The organism is Paenisporosarcina sp. OV554, from assembly GCF_003058165.1.
GTDB lineage: Bacteria > Bacillota > Bacilli > Bacillales_A > Planococcaceae > Paenisporosarcina.
Window position 1 is genome coordinate 172,027 of sequence record NZ_QBUC01000002.1, and the last position, 18,644, is coordinate 190,670.

Consider the following 18,644-nt stretch of genomic DNA (forward strand, 5'->3'; position numbering starts at 1 on the left):
ATATATTGGGGTAAGTGTAACACTTTTTCTCTGAAGTTAGCGAATCTCTAACAGTTTGAAAGTTTCGTGAAATTACTACATAATAAAAATTAGCAAGTTTACTTCATAAGGGGGAAAAACGGTGAAAAATGATTTAGAATTTGATATGGAAATGGCAAGAGAATACGATAAAGGAATTCGTCGTGCTTTGCCTACTTATGATGCAATGTTTCGCATGGTTCAGTCCTTTCTACGAGCTCATGTAAAAGATGCAGCAAACATCTTAGTCGTCGGTGCTGGTGGAGGAAATGAAATCGTAACGTTTGGAAAAGCTAATCCATCATGGACTTTCGCGGGTGTTGATCCTTCTGAAGCGATGCTTGAAGTAGCGATGCAAAAAGCGAAAGATGAAGGCATTGAAGAACGAGTGTCAGTTTATACGGGGACGATTGAACAAATGGACTTTAAAGAAACATTCGATGCCGCTACCTGCTTACTTGTATTACATTTTGTAGAAACAGTTGAAGGTAAACTAAGTCTATTAAAAAAGGTAAAAGAAAATTTAGAGCCAGGGGCTCCTTTCGTTCTAGTGTCAATGTATGGAGATCAGTCTAAACCGGAATTTGATGAACGTATGAATTTATGGAAGTCAATCTGGTTAGATTTAACTGACTTAACTCAAGAGGATGTAGAAGGGATGGAGGAATCGGTTCGTGAACTATCTTTTATTCCGTCCGATCAAATTGAAGACCTTTTAGAATTAGCAGGATTTGAGAGGGTTACACAATTCTTTTCTACCACATTATTTGGTGGCTGGATTGCACATTCAACAAAGTAAAAAGACAGGGCTTAAGCCTTGTCTTTTTATTCTGTGAAGGGTGCTTGGAAATAAATTCAACTCATGAAAATCAGTGTTATTTAAGTTTTTTCGCTCAAACACCATATTGAATATGGCACCATCATAATCTGGATTTCCGTTTAAATCCTCAATCGGAGTTTCGATGATTAAATCCACTTCTTGTACCTTCCGTTGTTTCTTAATATCTTGCAGAACATTTACACAACTAGCGAGGGTATCTGCTTTAAACTCTTCATAAGATTCATCTTCAAAAATATAGGTAAATACGATGATTTTCATTTTGCCAGTTTCCTCATTAAATTCAATAAGCTTTAGTGCATCTTCCTCAATTTCATGGCGATATCCGAAGTTTTCCATGATGGAGTAGCTAATTATTTGATCCGATTTGCTGATTGTTGTCCTTTTTTCTTCCGAATTGGATTGTCCAGAACAGCCAGCAATTAAAGTTAAAAGGAATATCATAACTATTTTTTTCAATCGAACTCATTCTCCTTCAATTGGATTCGATAGAATTATAATCTAATAAGGAAGTAATTGGTATATATTTCATTACAAGTTGTTGATTACCTCAATTCCCAAAGAAATTCTCTATTTTAATCAACTATGTTGTAAAAAGGTTTCTACTTTTACTATAACGGGAACTTTACATATAAGATTACTAGTAGAGGAAGTGCCTTAAATGGATACAATATCAAAAACCGAAGCTAAGAATAAAATGAAGGAAGCAAAACCATGGGTACGTCGATTTGGGCGATTCGGCGATATGACAAAAGGCGTTGTTTACGGAATGATTGGAGTTCTAGCAGCACTTGCGGCTTTCGGACCTAGAGGGGATACCACAGGTGCTTCAGGTGCGTTACAATCCATTTCGGAAATGCCTTTTGGAGAAGTGGTACTATGGATAATTGGAATTGGTTTAATCGGATATATTGTATGGGATTTCATCAAAGCCATTAAAGATCCTGAAAACGAAGGTACGGATGCAAAAGGTCTCATTAAACGGACTGGTTATTTTATTAGCGGAATCATCTATGCGAATTTGGCTTTTGGTGCCATTAAATTGGCAAGTCACACTGGAAACGCAAGTGGTGGTGACTCCGAAAAAACGATATCTGCTAAGTTAATGGAACAACCATTTGGTGTGTGGTTAGTTGGTATAGTAGGCGCCATAATAATTGGGTATGGTCTGTATGAACTGTTAAGTGGGATTAAAGAGAAGTTTATGGAGAAATTCAAAACATATGAAATGAACGATAAAGAACTTAAAGTATCACGTATTTCTGGGAAGATTGGATTAATTGCACGTGGAGTAGTACTAAGTATGGTTGGATTCTTTTTTATCGAAACTGCCTATACCCATGACCCGAACCAATCGAAAGGTCTTGGAGGAGCTTTAGACGAGATGGCAAGTCAACCATTTGGTCAATTCTTGCTCGCAATGGTAGCGGTTGGTCTAATCCTATACGGTATTTATCAAATTATTCGAGGTCGTTATCATCATATGAATTTTGGCAACAAAGGAAAATAAAAAAGAGAACCATTCATACATGTGAATGGTTCTTTTATGTTTACACACTTAATAATTCAGAAGAAATAGAATGTGATAGTATTAGAAAATAGAAAGATTAGATACCTAATTAACGAACGAAGGTTCAGTAAAGGAAGAATTCATTATGCGTGTGTATGTAGCACTCGTTACTCTTAGTCTCATTTGGGGACTTTCTTTTGTATTTATTTCAATTCTTAGCGAACCCGCAGGTGTATGGGGGACCGTTTTTATTCGCTGTTTAGCTGGGGCATTATTATTATTACCATTATTATGGTATAGAAAAAAAGACATCATAAAACCTATTCCATGGAAACCATTATTAATAGTTGGTGTGATGATTGCTGGTTTGCCATGGGGATTGATTGCTCTTAGTCAAACTCAAATAGACAGTAGCCTAGCTGCCGTCCTAAATGCCTTTACGCCCATATTCACAGGATTAATGGGGTTACTGTTTTTTGGTTCCATATTACTAAAACAGCAATGGATAGGAATAGCGACTGGCTTCGTCGGCATTTTGATTATAATGGACTTTGATATTTCGTTATTATTTGGAGAAAGTTTTGTAGGAATTGGTACGATGATCATAGCCACCATGTGTTATGGTTTTTCTTCACATTACGTACGCAAACATTTAAAAGATGCAGGAATTATTTTTGTTACAACTTGTACGTTAATAGTTGGAGCATTTGTAGGTGGATTAATGATGATTTTTACAGAACCTAATCAATTACCTACGCTCTCACAAAATTTGAATGGTGAAATCCTATTTGCCATTATTGGGCTTGGTTTCTTTGGTTCAGGAATCGCCCATTTATTATTTTTCTATTTAATGAGAGAGCGAAGTCCAGAATTTGCGACTTCTGTAACTTATTTAATCCCAATTTCCGCTATTTTCTGGGGATATTTTTTATTAAAAGAGCCTATTTCCATTCATATGATTATTGGATTATTGGTCATTTTATGTGGTGTATATTTAACAACTCGCCCGAACTAACATCCAATTTTTTCTCGAAAAGAAATAACTTATAAAATCTTCAAAACCACAACTATGCTGTTGTGGTTTTTTCTATGTCAGCAGGAACATTTTCGATAAGGAACCTTTCCACTATATAATCTGGATTAAATCGAAGACTTTACAGGAATAGTAAAAAAGGAGTGGGAAACTTTTATTTGCTGCATGTTTTGCTTAACAAGCACATATAAAGAAATAGACATTCTAAATAGTCTCTATGAGAAAAGAATGTTTTTTAAAAAGTTTCCACAAAATACATAATATTCAAACTATATTATGATATGCTCATTTCCATACTAGCTTTTAGGAGGGAAAACGTATTGAAATTTAAAAAATATATAATCTTTATGGTAATTGCAGTGCTTGCATTTTTACCATTTCTAATTGAGGATAGTCAACCAAAAGTAATTGCTACGGATGAATATGCCCAGTTAGGAAATAGCATCAATAAAATCCTTCAAGACCAACGGCTCGATGGTGCTACAACCGGAGTCAGTATTCGAAAAGCTACTACTGGTGAAATTGTGTATGATCATTTTGGTGAAACTAGATTACATCCGGCATCCAACATGAAACTACTGACAGCAGCAGCTGCTCTAGAAACTCTAGGTGAAGATTACCGTTTCACTACGGAAGTGTTAACTGACGCCCAACTTAAGGGTGGTGTGTTGCAAGGTAACCTGTACTTGAAAGGGAAGGGAGACCCAACATTACTGAAACAAGATTTCGATGCTTTTGCCCAAAATCTTGTTTCTAAGGGGATAAAGAAAATTAACGGAGATTTGATTGGAGACGATACTTGGTACGATAAAATCCGTTTATCATCAGATATAAACTGGTCGGACGAATCTTATTATTATGCTGCCCAAGTATCTGCGCTTACTGCATCCCCAAATGCAGATTTTGATGCGGGTTCAGTCATTGTGGAAGCACATGCAAACTCAACTATTGGAGAGCAAGCTACAATTAAGGTCTCACCGGAGACTGATGTAGTGAAAATTATCAATCGCTCCACGACGGTTGCTTCAGGAACGAAAAATATTACGATTGAGCGGGAACATGGAACTAATAATGTCGTTATTGAAGGCACAGTTCCAGTTGGGGGAACCGTTACACGTGAATGGATTGCAGTCTGGGAGCCTTCATATTACGCGCTTGATCTTTTCAAGAAATCATTAACGGAACAAGGCATAAAGTTTGTTGGCAGTAAACCTAAGGTGACTTTGGGGAAAGCGCCAAAACAAGCTCAATTGCTAACATCAAAAGATTCGATGACGCTTAAAGAATTATCGATTCCATTTATGAAATTGAGTAATAATGCACATGCAGAGGTATTGGCTAAAGAGATGGGCAAGGTAGTATATGGTGAGGGAAGCTGGGATAAGGGACTTCAAGTGATTGGGGAAAATTCTTCTAAACTAGGTTTGGATATGGAGAGAATTATGATTCGAGATGCCTCAGGGATGTCACATATCAATTTGATTCCATCAAATGAAGTAACAAATCTTCTCGTTTCTGTTCAAAAAGAACCTTGGTATCCTACATTTTTAAATTCTCTTCCAGTAGCAGGTGTAGCTGAACGGTTTGTTGGAGGGACTTTGCGTAATCGTATGAAAACAGAGCCAACAGTTGGCAATGTCAAAGCCAAAACGGGAACATTAACGGCCGTTTCTGCTTTATCAGGATATGCCACTACGAAAGATGGAGAGTTGCTTGTTTTCTCGGTGCTCATTAACAATGACTTAGCTGCTGTAACTCCAATTGAAGATCAAATTGCCACTGCTATAGCCAACTATACAAAATAAAAATAACGACTAGCTTCCCAAATGAAAATGTGGGAAGCTATTTTTAGGTAGTACAAATACGAATTTAAGGAGACACAAATGTTAACGATTAAGCAATTAAAGGATATTGAAATACTTCAAAAAGAATGCGAAAGATATGACAGCTTACAACTAAAACTTAACTGGGAAATGCTACGTAGCCGTGAGACGGATCAATTTGATTTTCTAAAGTATGAAAATGAAGAATTGATCGCATTTTTGGGTGTATATTCATTTGGTTCAACTGCAGAAGTATGCGGAATGGTGAAACCTAACGAACGCCGTAAAGGTTATTTTAATGAGATGTTTAATAAAGCAAAAGAAACGATCAAAGATCAAGGTTTTAAGAAAGTACTACTTAATGCCCCAGCAAGCTCTGATGCAGCAAAAACATTTCTAGGCAAACATGGAGCTAGTTACAAATTCACTGAACATCAAATGCATTGGCAACCACAAATACTTGAAGCATCAGACGATTTCATTTTGAGACACGCAACGATAGAAGATATAGACATGAGAGTTCGATTGGATATTGAAGCGTTCGGAGTGCCAGAAGAAGACGCTAGAGCGATGGAAAGTCGGATTGACAGCGATGAAGACACCGATATGCTCATGATTATTGTGGATGACAATACGATTGGAAAAGTCAGAGTGAAACGTGAAGAAGGAGAAGCTTGGATTTATGGTTTCTCCATTCTACCCGAGTACCAAGGAAAAGGAATAGGACGAAATGTACTTCGTAAAGTTGTAAATGAACAAAATGAATTAGGACATTCCGTTCATTTGGAAGTCGAAACAAAAAATGCACACGCATTAAAGCTATATGAATCGGTAGGATTTAAGGCAGTACATGCACAAGATTACTATGAGTACAAAATAAAAACCGACTCAAAGTGAGTCGGTCCGATTAAAGTGTATCTAATTTTTCATAAAAAAGCGAAAGCATCATTTGGATTTGATTAATATTCTTTTAACATATTGCTTTTCTTTTCATCGTTAAACTCAAGAACTTCATGTGAAGGGTCATAAGATTCACCATAGAAATGTTGATCTTTAAAAGTATGAATGTTTTCATATGTCCATTTCATGGCTTTATAAATATCTAATTCATCTTCATTAACTGGAGACCAATATAAAATTTCTAACACTGTATTTTCGCCTGTCGCGAGTGATCGTCGAATGTAACCTATGCGTGATGCATGTTTGAAGTCTTCACGAGCATAGAATTTAAGACGTTTTTCAGTGTCGGTATCTTCATAATTTACTGGTTCCACTTCGAGTAATATAGGTTTGTTTTTTTCTTTTAATTGATTTAATAGCTTACGACCTAATCCTTCACCTCGAGCATCTTTAGATACAAATAAGTAATCAACAAATACAAAATTTTCAAACTCAACGTACATAAGTACGTGTTTTGGACCTTCATCTTTTATATAAACATTACCTTTTTCAGCTAGTAATGTTTCCATGTGCTCTTTTGATTTCATTTCTTCAACTGGGAAGTATTGATTGAGTTTTTCGTACCAATTCATTTAAACAGTCTCCTTAAAAGTGTATTTACGCGGAGTTTTTGTTTGTGAAGTATCTTAAGAGGAAAAAAGTAGGCGATAAAAAATCCTCGGTATTATATTTACCCACTTTTCTAGATGTCTAAACATTTTTCTGAAAAGTTTTTATTTGAAGCTAATAGTTGATCGGGAAAGTTGTCAATTGGAAAGAAACCCGACCTAAAAGTTTCTTCTTTGTTTGCTTGAAGTGTTCCTTTAAAGGTGTTTGTTCGATAAACCACTGTTACTGAATAAAATTCATTACCATTATCAATTTTAAAATAATAGTCTGGACCAGAAAAAACGTGAAGTAGTTCTAAATTTGAAACGAATAATCCAGTCTCTTCTAAAACTTCCTGACCCACCTGGTAAACCGAATAATCCTGGTTTACGTTCTTGCAACAGTATTTCATTAAATTCATTTTGAATGATGACCAACGCTCCCGGTAAGATAAGGGAAAGGTTTCCCGCATATTGACGTATTTCTTGATAATATTCTATGATTTTATCCTCCCTAAAACATTTATACTATGTATACCCTTTATTGCCAAAAATAACTTATAATAAGAGTCACAATCATATTCAAGGACGTGAAATTTTTGACGAAAAAGCTTTGGTTTCAAGTAGGAGTAGGAATACTACTCGGGTTAGTTATTATTAGAATGTTTATAGAAGTAAAAGGAATTTTCTCACCGCTGTTTATTATCGGTCAGACAATCTTCCTACCACTTTTACTTGGGGGAGTATTATTTTATTTAACAAGACCGATTCTGAATTTTTTAGATTCAAGAGGATGGAAGAGATGGACAAGTTTATTAGCCATCTTTGTAGCATTGGGTCTCATTTTCTGGATATTCTCATCCATCATTGGTCCTGCAATAACAAAACAAGTTAACCAATTAGTTGAAGAGGCACCTGCAATTACACAAGGCGTAGAAGACATGATTAATTTTGTTATAAATCAAAAGGACCGGCTTCCAGATTCTATAGAGCAATCAATAAACGATCAATCTAGTAAAGCAACAGATATTGCTAAAGGATTCAGTAATTGGGTAGTTGTATTCGTTCAAAGTATTGCTCAAGGGTTATTTGCATTAGTATTAGTTCCGTTCTTTCTTTTTTATATTTTGAAGGATCATGAAAAGTTCGCCCCTTTTATTGCTAACTTCTTTAGTGGCGAACGTAAAACATGGATTCGCAAAACTCTGGTGGACATCGATGGGACTTTAAAGGCATACATTCAAGGTCAGCTTGTGGTTAGTGTTGCAGTTGGGATTTTGTTGCTGATAGGCTACTTTATAATTGGTCTAAAATACGCACTCCTTTTAGCGTTTTTCGGATTGTTAACAAATGTTATTCCGTTTTTAGGTCCTTTTATTGCCGTCATTCCCGCATTGATTATTGGTTTCATTCAAGAACCACAGATGGCCATTTATGTAGCAATAATCATGCTTATCGCACAACAAATTGAAAGTAATTTAATTTCGCCAAACGTAATGGGAAGAGCACTGGATATTCATCCTCTAACCGTCATAACCATTATTTTAGCTGCAGGAAATATAGCCGGTTTATGGGGGGTCATTTTAGCTATTCCTACGTATGCAGTTATTAAAACAATTTTGAAAAATGCTTATGCTAGACGATCAGAAATTAAAGAAGCAGCAACATCAACGGTAGAAGAAGAATAGCAAAACAAAAAAACCCGGTCACTGGAGCGACCGGGCTTTGTTTATTTTGGATATCTTTCTTCACTTACTGAAGTGTCTTTAGAATGACTTTTATATTCTTCGTCTTTAACTTTTTGATTTAATTCCTCAACGGGGACGGCATCAACTGTTTGCATATCTTCATGCATATCGAAAAGACTTTCTTTTTCTGTTTCAACTAAATCGGGATTGTCTAATTCACGGCCTTTTTGATTTTTGTGTTCTTTATCATCAAAAGGTTTGTTCGTCATATCAATCCGTCCTTTCACATACTTATTTTCTCACCATATTAACTAACATGTGAGCTAAAGCATGTTGTTGATCTTTGTCGCCTGACTTCCATAATTCTTGTAACAAGTTTTCTTCACTGTTTTTTGGCTCTTCATTATTTGCTAAATATCCAGCTACTTTCTCAGCTGTTTTCGCTAGTTGTTCTTCACCCAGACCTAGTTTTTCACCCATTGCAACTTTGTCGCCAAGATAAGATTTAAAGGTTGAAAAATTCGCTAAAATTTCATCTTTCTTTTCAGGACTAACGTTGTTTAATTCTTCTTGAACTTTACCTTGAATGTTTTCCATGTCGTAGACACGCTCCTTTTCATCTTCTTAGGTTAGGTTTATCCTAATTCCACTCAAGTAAAACATCTCAATGTGTAAAATGGGTATTTCATCCTATTCGTGAGGGCAAAAACCACATTTTAGCAAACCAGGGACATCTTTTGAAAAACAACATGTCGTACGAACTGTGGTATTCAATAATTGAGCAGGTTCTAAACCTTTTAAATACGTGTTGAAGAGAGATTTTGGAGCTATTCCATCCCAAACTTCATCTGATTTTAATATTTCCAAATCTATTTTGGCTTGCTTTGAAGTAGAGGGGGGGGAGAGCATAACTGCATAATGCCACAACAGAAATCCAAATACATTTTCCCATAATGTTAAAGGAGAAACAGATGAATGCTCACGGATTTTTATAAGCAAGCTATGTATTTGATCCTTTAATATTTTTCGGATTATTACTTGACGAGGCTCGTTTTCAATATCGACATAGTGATTTTTATTGATATACATGCTGATGCCTTTATTTCCGTATTCCACATTTGCAGCAAACTGTAAGTCATCAAGTTCACCTAACCATACTTCATCGTAAGTGGCTAACATGACAAATTGTGTTGATGCAAACATGCCATAGCGACGCATGAGATAAGAGGCGGCAACGGTTCTGTTGTCTATCCCTGTAACTGCTTGTACAACAGACAAAAAATCAATGTCTTGTAATTGTTTCAGTGTAAATAATGGATGAGCTGGTGGAGTTACATAGGTGCTGTACATATTTAATTGTCGGATTTGATCGTTCGTTAAAGTAGTCATAAATTAAGTATACAAAATTTTACCGAATAAAGTATTGACTTGTTAAGTGATAATGATTATCATTATCGTATAAGAGAATTTCTTTCTGAAAATTAGGGAAGAAACCATGTCAGCGACTTTTCTCCAAATCGACGCTGATTAACTTCAAACTTAACCCCCCTCATCGTTAAGTTGTGGAAGTCTAGATTATCGGATCCGTGCTCAATGCATGGATTTTTTTTGTTTCAGTGACTATTTTTTTATAGTTTGTTGTGACAATTTATATAAAGGATGATTGATTTCTTTGATGTAAGAGGGTTTTCAGTGCTCTTCTGACGCATCTTTTGTTGCACTATAATCTAGAGAATAAAGAGGGGAGCAACGAAAGCATCCAAGCTGCAAGATTAACTGTACTAGTAAAAGGGGGACGTGACAAAGTCACATCCCCCTTTTACATATTTATTAAATAAAGGTGCAGCATGGTGCTTTCAAAAGCTCACCGGAAACCTGCGTATTTTTGTCGCTAAAAGGTTCTCAGTTTGCTTATTTTTATTATGCTCCTGTAGCTGCGTGTAATTCAGGTACTACACAGCGTCCGCGTCCAAAAGGAATACAATGAGGTGTACCGAACATTGGATCTTTGGAAACCTGACACTCCATTCCAAAAACAGAACGTACTAAATCACAAGTAACAATATCCTCAGGTTTTCCTTGTTCATGAACTTTTCCATCTTTAATAGCGATGATATTGTGTGCATAACGTGAAGCTAAATTTAAATCATGTAACACCATCACAATGGTACGATTTTTTTTCTCATTTAATTCAAATAACAAATCTAATATTTCTATTTGGTGTGTCATGTCTAAGTAAGTTGTTGGTTCATCGAGTAATATGATCTCGGTATCTTGTGCAAGTGTCATGGCAATCCAAGCGCGTTGACGTTGACCACCAGATAATGTATCAACTGCACGGTCACGTAAATCGCTAATGCAAGTTGCTGCCATAGCTGCTTCAACTTTTTCTGTATCTTCTTCTGTCCAGCGCTTTAACCATGATTGGTGTGGATAACGACCTTGTTTCACCAAATCATGAACCGTTAAACCTTCGGGTGATACAGGGGATTGTGGTAAAATACCCATTTTTTTCGCAACTTCTTTTGAAGACATACTGTGTACATCTTTTCCTTCTAATAAAACAGAGCCATTTGTTGGTTTTAATAGGCGTGCAATCGAACGAAGAAGTGTAGACTTCCCACAACCATTGCTACCTACAAAAACAGAAATTTCTCCACGGGGTATATGTAAATCCAAATTCTCAAATAATAATCGATCTGTATATCCAATTGATAGGGATTCAGTTTTAACAGCAGTACCCATGATTGTATAGCCTCCATCGAACTGATAGGTATTCTCACTGTGGTTATCATATCACATAATTGTCATCAAGTGAGAATGATTTTCATTGTTTGTTGAAAAGTCGTTTCAAACTTGTGAACAAGACAAAGGAACGAAAGAATAAGTAGTTACGTTCATAAGAACGAAAGGCGAGGTATCGGACAAAACAGCTAAGAAGATAGTTATAGATATGGCTAGTTAGATTCCCGACGATACCAGTAGAATTATATGCCACTTGGTGCCATAATAGGCGTAAAATTGGCCAAAGAAAACATCTTATTGAGTTCTTGGAAAAGCAATTTTTAATCTGTTACTGGAGACTGGGGCAATAGTTATAATGATAAAACAAAAAAACAAGCAAGATCTGTCTAAGAGACGGATCTTGCTTGTTTTTGTTTCAAGAGTTTTGTGTAAAAACTGTGTAAAAAGAGTCCAATAATAATGATAACTAGCCCGATAAACGCTACGGGTTCAGGTAAAGGAACACCTAGTAACATCATTTCGCCAGCTATTACAAATAAAATTTGTGTAGCTTGGGTTGCTTCAACTGCAGCAAGTTTCCCTTGATTCTCTCGAACACGATCTGTAGCCATGAAAAACAAGGTAGTTGCAATTACTCCTGAACTAATGCCAACTATCAAACTTTGGAAAACTTGGCTACTAGAAGGAAGGCCGACAGAAAAGGCAGCATAAACTGCTAGTAAAATCCAGACCGGAAGTGATGCGATTGTCATCCCAAGGACGCGACTAATCGAATCGAGACGGCCCCCAGTTAGTTCCATCATTTTACGATTACCAAGTGGATAGGCAAATGCTGCAACCAACACTGGAAATGTTCCGAGCACAAGTGTACCTGTGGACACGTTGTTTGCATGTGGAATTTGAATTAGTACAATTCCAATCAAGATGACCATGGAAATGACAAGTGACACTAAAGGGATTTGTTGTCTAAACTTACGAATCCCATTAGAAGTATGAATCGTTATAAAAAACAGAGGGGCTAATAAAACACCAGCTATAATTGTCACTTGCCAGGTTCCCGAAATTAGCCAACCAGGACCGTAAGCAGCTGCATATGTAATAGGTGCATAGAACAAAACAAATGCAACAAAGCTCCAACCAAACCAGGGAAGAGGTCGACTCTTCATTTCAGCTAGGAGTGTTGCCATTCCTCCTCGAAGTACAACGATTAACATTAAAAAAGGTACCATGAAGAAATACCGTAATGAAGCACTCCACATCCAACTTCCTCCGGAAAGTTCCATTGATCGGTTTAAAATAAAAGTTACCGCAAAAAATAAAGATGCCAAGATTCCAAGCCCTATTTCTTTCAAGAATTCAACCCTGTTACTTGGTTTTCAAACAGTTGAATCATTTCAATCATTACTTGTGTAGCCTTTTCCATGTTATCAACCGAAATATATTCATATTTTCCGTGATAGTTTTCACCACCTGTGAAAATGTTTGGAGTAGGTAAGCCCATATAAGACAATTGAGATCCATCAGTTCCGCCACGAATCGGCAGGACTAAAGGATTAATAGATAGATTTGTCATTGCTTGATGTGCGATATCTACAATTTCTTTGACGGGCTCAATTTTTTCACCCATATTGTAATATTGGTCATTTAGTTCAACTGTAATAGCTTGTGAACCATACTCTGCTTTAATTTCAGCCACTGCTTTTTCAAACAATGCTTTTTTTGCGTCGAATTTTTCCCGATCAAAGTCACGAATTATATATGACAACTGTGCTTCTTCTACATGACCGCTGAAATTCATTAAGTGTATAAATCCTTCATAGCCTTCAGTCTTTTCAGGCACTTCAGTTGCCGGCATATAAGATTGGAACTTCATCGCAATAGTTAAGGCGTTGACCATTTTGTTTTTTGCAGATCCAGGGTGAACGCTAGTTCCGCGTGTGATGACTTTTGCCCCAGCAGCGTTAAAACTTTCAAATTGTAGTTCCCCAAGAGGACCTCCATCCATCGTGTAAGCATATTTTGCATCGAATTTTTCAACATCGAATTTATGAGGTCCGCGACCAATCTCTTCATCAGGAGTGAAGGCAATTCTGAGTTTGCCATGTTTGATGTCTGGATTATTTATCAGATACTCCATAGCTGTCATTATTTCAGCAATACCCGCTTTATTGTCGGCACCAAGTAATGTCGTGCCATCTGTTGTTATTAAAGTGTGACCGATATAATTGTTAAGCTCAGGAAAATCGGTAGGAGACATTACTGTTGTTTCGTTTAATGAAATGTCGCCGCCTTCGTAGCAATCGATGCGCTGAGGATTCACATTTTTCCCAGTGTAATCCGTTGCTGTATCAACATGAGCTAAGAATCCAATTGTAGGCAATTCATGGTCTATATTTGAAGGTAATGTAGCAAATAAATAGCCATTATCATCAAGTGAAATGTCTTCCATTCCGATCGCAGCCAACTCTTTTTCAAGTTCATGGAGTAAGTCCCACTGACCTGGTGTTGAAGGGCAAGTTGAACTGTTTGCGTCAGATTGTGTATCAATTTTTGCATAACGCACGAGGCGTTCGATTAATATTTCTTGCATGACATTCCACTCCTTAATTTCATAAATCTATTATTAGTTTATCATTTTCAGAATCATCTAGGAATATTGAATGCTATTAAAAATCAGATAGGATATTTTTTAACCTAATAAGAGGCTGCTGCCAAACAGGTAAATGTAAGAAATATAGTAAATCCTCTTAGAATTCCTGTGGAGATGTCGTTTTTTTCTTTTTCATAACAGTAGACACTTTAGGTTCAGTTCCTTGCTTTATACGTAGAATGTTTTCTCTATGTTTCCAAATAGCTAAAGTGAAAAGAGCTAATGAGATGAAGTTCGGCCAAAATCCTCCCATAAACCAAAATACATAAACCAATAATGTAAGGTATAAAAAAAGAACGCCAATTGGTAAATAGTCTGTTATGAGAGTTATTAATATGAGCAAGGTCAATCCAATACAGCCCATTCTCCAATCGACAGCAAACATAATCCCAATGATTGATGCAGTTCCTTTGCCACCATCAAAATTCATCCACAAAGGATAATTATGTCCGATAACGACAGCTGCTCCTATTAATAAAAGTAGAGTAGGTGTGTAGCCATTAAAGAGACTTTGTGTATCTAAAATATTGGCCAATAATAGAACGGCGATAAATCCTTTACCAATGTCAAATAACGCAACTAAAGCCCCGAATTTCCATCCTAACACGATGGTTGCATTAGACGCCCCAGAATTCTTTACACCTTGATCTTTTACATTAACCCCTGAAATCCATTGTGCGATGTATGACCCATGTAACCCCCCAATTAAATAGCCTGATAGGATAATCATGAGTGACAATAAAGCAAGATTCAAAATCTCAACTCCTTTTTTCTTCTCACTCTTTAAACGTTTGACTATTGGATGAAGTTTCAAAAAAAATAATTATTTCTTGACTTTTTCTTCCTGGAAAACATATACTGTTTCTCAAGATGGAAAATTGAATCAAATACTCTTATCAAGAGCGGCAGAGGGACTAGGCCCTACGATGCCCAGCAACCGGCAAGTGATGAACTTGCAAAGGTGCTAATTCCTACAGATTTCTTCATGTGGATCTGAAAGATAAGAGGAGGTATACGCAATTGCGAGCCCCCTCTTCTTAAGCGAAGAAGGGGCTTTTTGTATTCCAAAACTCCTCTTTCGCCTCCACACTTCCATCTAAACCACAAATCAGGAGGGAAAAACAATGACTAATCTTCAACCAGAAACGCTACTTTTACACGGAGGGCAAGAGCCGGATCCGATTACTGGCTCACGTGCGGTACCAATTCATAAAACTACTTCTTTTGTTTTCAAAGATACAGAACATGCTCAAAAACTTTTTGCGCTGCAAGAAGCTGGAAATATCTATACGCGTATAGGCAATCCAACAGTCGATGTATTTGAACAGCGTGTTGCTTTGTTAGAAGGGGGTACAGCTGCAGTAGCTTTATCAAGTGGAATGGCAGCGATCGCTTTTTCTATTTTAAATATAGCAGGAGCAGGAGATGAAATCATTGCTGCTAGTAATTTATATGGTGGTACTTATAATTTGTTTGCTAAAACACTTCCAAAGTATGGAATCACTGTAAAGTTTGTCGATTCAACTAATCCGGAGAATTTCCGAGGAGCCATTTCTGAAAAAACGAAAGCCATTTTTGGGGAAATTATCGGCAATCCAAGTCTCCATGTTCTAGATATAGAAGCTGTGTCTACTATAGCCCACGCGCACGGAATTCCGTTAATTGTTGATAATACATTTGCTACTCCATATGGAAGTAATCCTATTGAATATGGTGCTGATGTAGTAGTACATTCAGCAACAAAATGGATTGGTGGACATGGTACTTCAATTGGAGGTGTGGTAGTTGATGCAGGAAAATTCGATTGGAATAGCGAGAAGTTTCCTGAGTTTACGGAACCAGATACTAGTTACCATGGATTGCGTTATGGGATTGACGTGCCTCAAGTTGCATTCGCTATTAAACTTCGAGTTCAACTACTTCGTGACTTTGGTCCATGTCTAAGCCCAGATAATGCCTTTGCTTTCTTGCAAGGTCTCGAAACGTTACATTTACGTGTGCCGAGGCACAATGAAAATGCATTGGCGGTAGCTAATTTTCTAGAGAATCATCCAGCGGTGGAGTGGGTAAGTTTCAATGGATTTGAATCTCATCCATCTCATCAATTAGCTAATAAATACTTGAAGAATGGATACGGTTCAATTGTGAATTTTGGAATTAAAGGAGGACGAGATGCAGGGCGTAAAATCATCGATAACGTCCAAATCTGGTCTCATGTTGCCAATGTAGGAGATGCCAAATCGCTTATCATTCATCCGGCTTCTACGACACATCAACAGTTAAGTGGAGAAGAATTAAGAAAGTCAGGTGTCACAGAAGAATTGATTCGACTTTCAGTGGGATTAGAGTCGGTAGAAGACTTATTAGCTGATTTAAGGCAAGCAATAGATCAAGCAATCGTCGTACCGATTTAACTTGGAGGTGGAATTAGTGGCAACAGGAAGTGTAGAAATCGGAAACTTCCAAACAGAGTCTGGGAATCTACTGGAACAAGTTGAACTTTCATATGAATCTTGCGGTCCATTAGATGCACCTGTTATTTTAGTTTGTCATGCTTTGACTGGAAATCAATATGCTACTGGAACTCAGGAAAAACCAGGTTGGTGGAGTGGAATGATTGGGCCTGGAAAAGTTATTGATACGAATGTATTTCAAGTAATTACATGGAATGTTTTAGGGGGGTGTTCCGGTTCAACTGGTCCAGCTACAATTAATCCTACAACGGGTGAACCATATCGCTCATCCTTTCCAACCATTACAATTCGAGATATGGTCCATGCTGAAAAACAAGGATTACTAGCTTTGGGAATTGATAGACTTCATGCAGTAGTTGGAGGGTCGCTTGGTGGGATGCGTGTGCTGGAGTGGGGACTACTCTACCCAAAAGATATGGATTTACTGATTCCATTAGCAGTTACCCCTTATTTAAGTGATACAGGTATTGCCTTTAATTATATTGGCATTCATGCAATTGAAACAGATGCAAACTATTGCAATGGAAACTATAAGAGTTCATCAGATATAAAAGGGTTTGAAACAGCACGCATGGCGGGGTTAGTCACTTATCGTAGTGAACAATTACATAAGGACCGTTTTGCAAGAAAGACCAGAAGTGATGGTTTGTTCGAAATCGAATCCTATATGAAATACCAAGGGACAAAACTGACGGAACGTTTTGATGCGAACAGCTATCTTACCTTGTTACGGGCAATGAACACTCATGATATCGGGAGGGATAGAGGCGGTATAGAAATAGCGGCGAAACAATTTGAAGCAAAAGTAATCACCATAGCATTCACACATGATTTACTATATCCACCTGAGGACATTTGCTCTTTTGCGCATCTGGTTCCTGATCATCATTTCTGCATGGTCAACACACGATTTGGTCATGATGGCTTTCTGACTGAATTTGAGACATGGGGAAATATAATAACTGTTCACTTGGGGGTAAAGTTATGGCAACGATTCAAGCAGCAATCTTAGGTTTTGGAACAGTTGGTCAAGGCATATTCCAAATACTTAATGAAAGAAAACATCAATTAAAACAATCATTAGGATTGGATATAGAAGTAAAAGCCATTCTAATACGAGAACCAACAAAAAGTCGTATGGCAACGCCAGGCGTTATGGTAACTGACAACTTTCAAGACATTGAAGACATTCCCGATATTCAAGTTGTATTTGAGGCAATTGTAGGTGAAGAACCGGCATTTCAATATCTATGTAGGTCTATTCAAAAAGGCTGTCATGTGATTACAGCTAATAAAGTAATGTTCTCAAAGTATGGTTTAGAATTACAAGAACGAGCAAAAAGACAAGGTGTCCATGTCGGATATGAAGCAACTACAGCAGGGGGCGTACCAATAATAAAAACCTTGAAAAACCTTCTGCTAGTGAATCAGGTGCATAGAATTCAAGGGATATTAAATGGAACATCAAATTACATTTTAACTCAAATGCGAATACATGAAAGCTTGTTTCATGATGCCTTAGAAGAAGCAAAGGTACTTGGCTATGCAGAGTCAGATCCTTTTAATGACATTTCTGGTCAAGACGCATTTCGAAAGCTTATGATATTAAGTACTTTGGCATTTGGTAAACAACCGAATTGGGATGATGTAACGATTGATGGAATTGCTGATATTACACTTGAACAAGTACAAAGTGCAACAAGAGAAGGTTTGCGTTTCAGGCATGTGGCAGAGATTATTGAAGAGCAAGACGGGTCTTTACATGCAAGCGTTGGTCTAAGATTAGTAGATCCCGAGCATCCGTTGTATGCAGTTGAGGGTGTAAACAACGCAATTGCGCTTGATACAAATTACATTGGGACTTTAACTTTAATTGGACCAGGAGCTGGTAAATTTCCCACAGCAAGTGTCATGGTGGAAGATTATGCAGAAATCATAGGAAAACACGCTCAATTTTTAGTTACCTTATAAGAAAATAGAACCGTTGCATTTGTCTCCATGTGGAGGGATGCAACGGTTTTTATGTATGAAAAAAACAAAAAAATATCGTTAATCATTATATAGAAGAAATACGTTCATAATATAAAAAATTTATTATCTTGATATCAGGATATGTGGTAATAGATGGAAAAAATAAAGAATCGATAGTCCTATTTAATACCAAATAAAGGGTGAAAAACGGATAATTTGATTTAACCTGGAAATAAATTCACTTTTTGGAATGGCTATATATCAACGTTGATTGAAGTGGGTGAAAATTAATGACATAAAGTAGGTTTATTTACATGGTACAAGAGAACTAGCATATCAAGTTGGTA

General features: G+C 37.0%; 19 protein-coding genes and 1 riboswitch. Of the genes, 9 read left to right on the forward strand and 10 right to left on the reverse strand.

Features of this window, described 5'->3' with window-relative positions:
* The first annotated feature begins 121 nt into the window (after positions 1–121).
* Positions 122–817: a class I SAM-dependent methyltransferase gene (locus C8K15_RS03045; protein ID WP_108584953.1), complete on the forward strand. Its 696-nt coding sequence runs from the start codon at positions 122–124 to the stop codon at positions 815–817.
* Here the strand turns inward: C8K15_RS03045 and C8K15_RS03050 are convergent.
* Positions 806–1,315 carry a hypothetical protein gene (locus C8K15_RS03050; protein WP_199224051.1) on the reverse strand — a complete coding sequence of 170 codons (510 nt, stop codon included), beginning with the start codon at positions 1,313–1,315 and terminating at the stop codon, positions 806–808. The two genes, C8K15_RS03045 and C8K15_RS03050, sit on opposite strands and share 12 nt — an antisense overlap.
* Positions 1,316–1,517: 202 nt before the next feature.
* Here C8K15_RS03050 and C8K15_RS03055 point away from each other — a divergent pair, with 202 nt between their 5' ends.
* The 4 genes from C8K15_RS03055 to C8K15_RS03070 all read left to right on the forward strand — a co-directional run bounded on the left by C8K15_RS03055 (position 1,518) and on the right by C8K15_RS03070 (position 6,119).
* Positions 1,518–2,366, forward strand: coding sequence for a DUF1206 domain-containing protein (locus C8K15_RS03055; protein WP_108584954.1), 849 nt, complete (start codon positions 1,518–1,520; stop codon positions 2,364–2,366).
* A gap of 145 nt (positions 2,367–2,511) precedes the next feature.
* Complete coding sequence (locus C8K15_RS03060) at positions 2,512–3,381, forward strand: DMT family transporter (protein WP_108584955.1); 870 nt, start codon at positions 2,512–2,514, stop codon at positions 3,379–3,381.
* 365 nt (positions 3,382–3,746) lie between these two features.
* On the forward strand, positions 3,747–5,204 hold the full coding sequence (gene dacB, locus C8K15_RS03065; protein WP_108585065.1) for a D-alanyl-D-alanine carboxypeptidase/D-alanyl-D-alanine endopeptidase: 1,458 nt from the start codon (positions 3,747–3,749) through the stop codon (positions 5,202–5,204).
* 78 nt (positions 5,205–5,282) lie between these two features.
* Entirely contained in the window at positions 5,283–6,119 is an 837-nt protein-coding gene (locus tag C8K15_RS03070) for a GNAT family N-acetyltransferase (RefSeq protein ID WP_108584956.1), read from the forward strand.
* Between the two features lie 62 nt (positions 6,120–6,181).
* On the opposite strand, the gene C8K15_RS03075 is transcribed toward C8K15_RS03070, so the two are convergent.
* Positions 6,182–6,754: a GNAT family N-acetyltransferase gene (locus tag C8K15_RS03075; protein ID WP_108584957.1), complete on the reverse strand. Its 573-nt coding sequence runs from the start codon at positions 6,752–6,754 to the stop codon at positions 6,182–6,184.
* Between the two features lie 110 nt (positions 6,755–6,864).
* The gene (locus C8K15_RS03080; RefSeq protein WP_233260365.1) at positions 6,865–7,134 is read right to left on the reverse strand and encodes an NUDIX hydrolase; all 270 of its coding nucleotides are present in this window, start codon (positions 7,132–7,134) and stop codon (positions 6,865–6,867) included.
* 234 nt (positions 7,135–7,368) lie between these two features.
* On the opposite strand from C8K15_RS03080, the gene C8K15_RS03085 reads away from it, so the two are divergent.
* Positions 7,369–8,457 carry an AI-2E family transporter gene (locus C8K15_RS03085; protein WP_108584958.1) on the forward strand — a complete coding sequence of 363 codons (1,089 nt, stop codon included), beginning with the start codon at positions 7,369–7,371 and terminating at the stop codon, positions 8,455–8,457.
* Between the two features lie 41 nt (positions 8,458–8,498).
* Here the strand turns inward: C8K15_RS03085 and C8K15_RS03090 are convergent, their stop codons facing one another.
* The 7 genes from C8K15_RS03090 to C8K15_RS03120 form a co-directional block, all read right to left on the reverse strand.
* Positions 8,499–8,726: a hypothetical protein gene (locus tag C8K15_RS03090; protein WP_108584959.1), complete on the reverse strand. Its 228-nt coding sequence runs from the start codon at positions 8,724–8,726 to the stop codon at positions 8,499–8,501.
* Positions 8,727–8,748: 22 nt separating this feature from the next.
* Positions 8,749–9,054, reverse strand: a complete 306-nt coding sequence (locus C8K15_RS03095) for a DUF3243 domain-containing protein (protein ID WP_108584960.1) — start codon at positions 9,052–9,054, stop codon at positions 8,749–8,751.
* Between the two features lie 93 nt (positions 9,055–9,147).
* A complete protein-coding gene (locus C8K15_RS03100) occupies positions 9,148–9,846 on the reverse strand; it encodes a hypothetical protein (RefSeq protein WP_108584961.1) in 699 nt (232 codons plus the stop codon).
* Between the two features lie 531 nt (positions 9,847–10,377).
* Complete coding sequence (locus C8K15_RS03105; protein WP_108584962.1) at positions 10,378–11,202, reverse strand: ABC transporter ATP-binding protein; 825 nt, start codon at positions 11,200–11,202, stop codon at positions 10,378–10,380.
* Between the two features lie 386 nt (positions 11,203–11,588).
* Positions 11,589–12,554 (reverse strand): DMT family transporter, encoded by a 966-nt coding sequence (locus C8K15_RS03110; protein WP_108584963.1) that lies wholly within the window; start codon positions 12,552–12,554, stop codon positions 11,589–11,591.
* Positions 12,551–13,792 (reverse strand): peptidase T, encoded by a 1,242-nt coding sequence (pepT, locus tag C8K15_RS03115; protein WP_108584964.1) that lies wholly within the window; start codon positions 13,790–13,792, stop codon positions 12,551–12,553. The genes C8K15_RS03110 and pepT overlap by 4 nt, the downstream gene beginning before the upstream one ends.
* A 157-nt stretch (positions 13,793–13,949) precedes the next feature.
* Positions 13,950–14,606, reverse strand: a complete 657-nt coding sequence (locus C8K15_RS03120) for a glycerol-3-phosphate acyltransferase (RefSeq protein WP_108584965.1) — start codon at positions 14,604–14,606, stop codon at positions 13,950–13,952.
* A gap of 136 nt (positions 14,607–14,742) precedes the next feature.
* Positions 14,743–14,859: riboswitch (SAM riboswitch) on the forward strand.
* Between the two features lie 117 nt (positions 14,860–14,976).
* Between C8K15_RS03120 and C8K15_RS03125 the strand changes: the two genes are divergently transcribed.
* From C8K15_RS03125 to C8K15_RS03135, 3 genes are read left to right on the forward strand one after another with little or no spacing between them, the layout of a single operon-like run.
* The gene (locus C8K15_RS03125; protein ID WP_108584966.1) at positions 14,977–16,266 is read left to right on the forward strand and encodes an O-acetylhomoserine aminocarboxypropyltransferase/cysteine synthase family protein; all 1,290 of its coding nucleotides are present in this window, start codon (positions 14,977–14,979) and stop codon (positions 16,264–16,266) included.
* Between the two features lie 16 nt (positions 16,267–16,282).
* Positions 16,283–17,338, forward strand: a complete 1,056-nt coding sequence (gene metX / locus C8K15_RS03130; RefSeq protein WP_108584967.1) for a homoserine O-acetyltransferase MetX — start codon at positions 16,283–16,285, stop codon at positions 17,336–17,338.
* A complete protein-coding gene (locus C8K15_RS03135; protein ID WP_108584968.1) occupies positions 17,311–18,297 on the forward strand; it encodes a homoserine dehydrogenase in 987 nt (328 codons plus the stop codon). Before metX ends, C8K15_RS03135 begins: the two co-directional genes overlap by 28 nt.
* Positions 18,298–18,644 lie beyond the last annotated feature (347 nt).